5 protein-coding genes and 1 pseudogene are annotated in these 4533 nt (G+C 38.4%); 4 read left to right on the top strand and 2 right to left on the bottom strand.

What is annotated here, in order from left to right; translation table 11 throughout:
* Nucleotides 1–368: 368 nt before the first annotated feature.
* Together ABHN01_RS22950 and ABHN01_RS22945 are read right to left on the bottom strand one after the other, a co-directional pair.
* Nucleotides 369–596, bottom strand: a complete 228-nt coding sequence (locus tag ABHN01_RS22950; RefSeq protein WP_429877458.1) for a hypothetical protein — start codon at nucleotides 594–596, stop codon at nucleotides 369–371.
* Nucleotides 581–1624 carry a sodium:solute symporter family transporter gene (locus ABHN01_RS22945; protein WP_429877457.1) on the bottom strand — a complete coding sequence of 348 codons (1044 nt, stop codon included), beginning with the start codon at nucleotides 1622–1624 and terminating at the stop codon, nucleotides 581–583. The genes ABHN01_RS22950 and ABHN01_RS22945 overlap by 16 nt, the downstream gene beginning before the upstream one ends.
* Before the next feature lie 7 nt (nucleotides 1625–1631).
* Between ABHN01_RS22945 and ABHN01_RS22940 the strand changes: the two are divergent.
* The 4 genes and pseudogenes from ABHN01_RS22940 to ABHN01_RS22925 form a co-directional block, all read left to right on the top strand.
* A pseudogene (locus tag ABHN01_RS22940) lies at nucleotides 1632–1781 on the top strand (urease subunit gamma); the annotation flags it as partial.
* Nucleotides 1778–2155 (top strand): urease subunit beta, encoded by a 378-nt coding sequence (gene ureB, locus ABHN01_RS22935; RefSeq protein ID WP_429877456.1) that lies wholly within the window; start codon nucleotides 1778–1780, stop codon nucleotides 2153–2155. The pseudogene ABHN01_RS22940 and the gene ureB, both read left to right, overlap by 4 nt.
* Nucleotides 2152–3861 (top strand): urease subunit alpha, encoded by a 1710-nt coding sequence (gene ureC, locus ABHN01_RS22930; protein WP_429877455.1) that lies wholly within the window; start codon nucleotides 2152–2154, stop codon nucleotides 3859–3861. Before ureB ends, ureC begins: the two co-directional genes overlap by 4 nt.
* Before the next feature lie 193 nt (nucleotides 3862–4054).
* Nucleotides 4055–4264, top strand: coding sequence for a hypothetical protein (locus tag ABHN01_RS22925; protein WP_429877459.1), 210 nt, complete (start codon nucleotides 4055–4057; stop codon nucleotides 4262–4264).
* Nucleotides 4265–4533 lie beyond the last annotated feature (269 nt).

Raw genomic sequence — 4533 nt, 5'->3', positions numbered from 1 at the left:
AAAAGAATAGTTCTTCAATTCAACCTATACAGGAATCATGGCCGTGTTCGTTGTGCTTACGTACTACATCGAGAAGTTCGCAACGAGATGGAGAGATACTGCCAAAGCATAACTAATTCGAGGGGCAGTGGTCCCTCGAATTTTTGTGTATGGAACAGCAGTTAATAAGAAAATGAAATGTTTTGATGAAAGTATGTAAAAGATTCTAAATGATAAGCCATGATATAGGGTTATCCTGTCATCTGTTTCATATCGAATTTACGTAAGGCTACTTTTCAAAAATAAAAAGAATCCTTTCCGTCAATAAGTAAAGGATTCTTTTTAGATTTCTATTGTACACCTAAACAGACGTTGACTAAATTACTACGTTATTTTTTGTATTCTTTATATAACTCAATCATTGGCCGAATGGTAATGAAAAGTGCTCCTATAGTCAGCCAGACAAAGGCTAAACAAACCCACCCTTTAAAAAAAGTCACACTATACACATAGCCTGTTAAAAACATGATTCCTGGCCAAATGGCAATCAAGACTAGACTTAAACCAATCGCCCAGCGAGTATACAATTTAGTGTCCCTAATTAATTGATCTTCCATACTAGTTCCTCCTCTGTAGCTTGACCTTGATCTTGACCTTTCTCTTCATCAAAGCTTTTAAATTTCTCTTTTAATGATTCAAAATCAAATTCCTCAGAAGATAGTAAACTATGACTGATTGAAATAATACCGCTAACAATAAAAACAGCTAAATTTCCAAATAGCATTGGATATAGTTGACCCAAAGACTCAATATTAACATGACCAGTTAATATGTAAGCAGAACTGACCCATACAAAGACTCCTCCTATCATTCCTAATAAAGTGCCGTAAAAAGCTCCCTTGTTTGTTGCGCGTTTCCATGTCAATCCAAGTGTTATTGGAATAACCGCTGCACTGACAAATATACCCATTGCCATATAAACAAAGCCAAGACTTATTCCTAAATAGAAAAGTAAGATTGACAATAAACCCATTGCTAGGCCGAAACCTAGTGTAATAAAACGTGATACCTTTAGTAATTTTTCACTACTGGCAGTCGGATGAATAGAATGACGATAAATATCAGTCACAATAATATTGGTTACTGCAGTAAGTTCGGCAGAACCAGCCGAAGTAACAGCCATAAATAACATGATGATAAACAAGAGAGAGCCTGCTGTACCTAACACATGAGATGCCATAACAGGAGCAACTGAATCAGGAGATGAAACAGCGATTCCCAAACCTGCTGCACTAACTCCTAGAATAGTAGCTATGGCAAATGGAATCGAAAACCATGCAAGTCCTCCATAAAGATATGCTTTAGAAGCAGCTTTATCCGTACTTGCAATGGCTCTTTGCCAATAAGCTTGATCCACAAAAACTGTCCCAAAATTCCCTACAATATTAATAATTCCAAATAGTAGTCCAGGAACCGATGCCATGGTGAGCATTTGTTTCGACTCAGGTAAGTGACGTAAGCCTTCGTAAATATTTGTAATTCCAAATTTGTAATAGACAGCTACTCCAAAAATAGCAAGTACAATAAATAAAATGACAGTATGTAAGTAGTCGGCAATAAAAGAAGCTTTTAATCCACCGATCATGGTGTAGATGGAAATGGGACGTCACGTACTTACAATGGGGGATTTAATGGAAGGTGTACCTGAAATGCTAGAAAGTATTCAAGTGGAAGCAACATTTCCGGACGGTGTAAAGCTTGTAACGATTCATCAACCAATATCAATGGAGGTAAAAGCATGAAACCAGGAGCATTTCAAATAGCAGAGGGTACAATTGAAATAAATCAAGGCAGAGATAGAAGCGAATTAGTTGTTAAAAATACCGGTTCACGTTCCATTCAAGTAGGTTCACACTTTCATTTTGCAGAAGTGAATGGTGCTCTTTCATTTGATCGAGAAAAAGCAATTGGCATGCGTCTTGATATACCATCCGGTACAGCTGTTCGAATGGAACCGGGAGAAGAAAAAAAAGTAAGTTTAGTTACGTTTGGTGGTCGAAGGACTGTATATGGATTGAATGGCATGAGTGAAGGATTTATGGATGAACGAGGAAAGGAAAAGACTATTAAGAAACTTACAGAAGCTGGTTGGATTACAGAGGAGGTTTTATCGTGAAGATATCTAAACAACAATACGCAGAACTCTTTGGACCGACTGTTGGAGATAAAGTACGCCTGGCGGATACTGATTTGTGGATAGAAATAGAAAAGGATTGTACGGTTTACGGTGAAGAAGTTATTTTTGGCGGGGGAAAAACAATTCGTGATGGAATGGGACAAAACGGAAGGATTACAGCTAAGGATGGTGCACTGGATTTAGTTATTACAAATGTGATTGTAGTAGACTATACAGGTATCATAAAAGCAGATGTTGGTGTAAAAGATGGACGAATTGTAGGCGTCGGTAAAAGTGGCAATCCAGATATAATGGATAAAGTGGACCCTGACCTAGTGATAGGAGCTGGAACTGAAGTTATTTCAGGCGAAGGCAAAATTTTAACTACTGGTGGTGTTGATACACATATTCATTTTATTTGCCCGCAACAGATGGATGTTGCTCTGTCTTCAGGAGTAACAACATTAATTGGTGGAGGAACTGGACCAGCTACCGGCAGTAAGGCTACAACGTGTACCTCAGGTCCATGGTATATGTCAAGAATGCTGGAAGCAGCTGAAGAATTTCCAGTTAACGTAGGATTTTTAGGAAAAGGAAATGCCTCCCATAAAGCTCCTTTAATTGAGCAGATAGAAGCAGGAGCAATAGGTCTTAAACTTCATGAAGATTGGGGATCAACTCCTAGAGCGATTGAAACTTGTATGGAAGTAGTAGAGCAAGCTGATATTCAAGTGGCGATACATACAGATACACTAAATGAAGCTGGCTATTTAGAGAATACACTTGAAGCAATTGGCGATCGTGTTATTCACACATATCATATTGAAGGAGCAGGTGGTGGACATGCTCCAGACATAATGAAATTAGCTTCCTATCCAAATATTTTACCGTCCTCTACAACACCGACAATGCCTTACACAACGAATACCATGGAAGAACATTTAGATATGATGATGGTATGCCACCATTTAGATGCGAATGTTCCAGAGGATGTTGCTTTTAGTCGCTCACGTATTCGTGCAGCAACAATTGCTGCAGAAGATATCTTACATGATATGGGTGCTATTAGCATGATGTCTTCCGATTCTCAGGCAATGGGGCGTATTGGTGAGGTGATTATCCGTACATGGCAGACGGCTGATAAAATGAAAAAACAACGTGGTGCTGTTGCTGGTGAACACGGAAATGATAATGAACGTGTAAAACGTTATGTTGCTAAATATACAATTAACCCAGCTATTACACATGGAATTAGTCATGAAGTAGGGTCAATTGAAAAGGGGAAATTGGCTGACCTTGTTTTATGGGACCCAATGTTCTTTGGTGTAAAGCCAGAGCTTGTTTTAAAAGGCGGGATGATTGCACGTGCGCAAATGGGAGACCCTAATGCTTCCATCCCAACTCCAGAACCAGTGTTTATGCGTAGAATGTACGCTTCATATGGTAAGGCTAACCGTTCTACATTGATTACATTTATGTCACCCGCAAGTATTGATCTTGGTGTTCCTCAAAAATTAGGTTTAACGAAAATGATTTCACCGGTTCGTAATATCCGAAATTTGAGCAAATTAGATATGAAGTTAAACAATGCTTTACCTCACATTGAAGTTAATCCAAAAACCTATCAAGTGTTTGCTGATGGAAAAGAGATTTCATGTCAACCTGTTAGCTATGTACCACTTGGACAACGTTACTTTTTATTCTAACTTTGCTAACTAAAATCAACAAATTAGATAAAGTTTATGACTAAATAAAGCCTATGGATTCCATAGGCTTTTACGATGCAAAACCCAGGTGCCAGGCACCATTGCCATCAAGCTAAGAAATTCACCCCTTAGATGATCAATCTAAGGGGTATTACTTTCTATAAACTGTAAATTTGTAGAAAGGATGGTTGGGATGTGCCGACAAGGAAAGGAAGAACTAACGTTTATTTCAGAAACGCTGGGAGCGATCTTTTCTTCGTCGTACTTAGAAAAAGTAGCGACGGAAACCGGATTTGTCCAACGGGAAGGAAAGTTGAAAGCGCAGGATTTTTTATCCTTATGTACGTTCCTCAATGACCAATCTGGACAGAAATCTCTCACGCAATTATGCAGTATGTTATAATGAGAAAACAATGGGAGAAATGGAAAATAATAGGAAAATAATAATGAGAAATATTAGAAGCGAATAGGGAAATCCTTGAGAAAACTTTATGCTTCAACTTGTTTTATGTTAAAATTCTCGGTTGAAGCAATAGTCTCTAACTTAGTGATTCCACGTTCCAAATTACTCGTTTAGCGACTATTGATACGTTAAAGGAAGCCTTACGGTCTCGAGAATATCCCGAAGGGGTTATGATTCATTCCGATCAAGGCAGCGTCTACACTTCCTGT

The organism is Fictibacillus sp. NRS-1165, from assembly GCF_050468105.1.
In the GTDB taxonomy this organism is placed as follows: Bacteria; Bacillota; Bacilli; order Bacillales; family Fictibacillaceae; genus Fictibacillus_C; species Fictibacillus_C terrinigri.
This window is presented reverse-complemented; position numbering and strand designations above follow the sequence as displayed.

What these genes read in the sequence shown, in the direction of transcription:
- ABHN01_RS22950 (WP_429877458.1), bottom strand. Translation starts at nt 596, where the DNA reads ATGGAAGATCAATTAATTAGGGACACTAAATTGTATACTCGCTGGGCG.
- ABHN01_RS22945 (WP_429877457.1), bottom strand. Translation starts at nt 1,624, where the DNA reads ATGATCGGTGGATTAAAAGCTTCTTTTATTGCCGACTACTTACATACT.
- ureB (WP_429877456.1), top strand. Translation starts at nt 1,778, where the DNA reads ATGAAACCAGGAGCATTTCAAATAGCAGAGGGTACAATTGAAATAAAT.
- ABHN01_RS22925 (WP_429877459.1), top strand. Translation starts at nt 4,055, where the DNA reads ATGTGCCGACAAGGAAAGGAAGAACTAACGTTTATTTCAGAAACGCTG.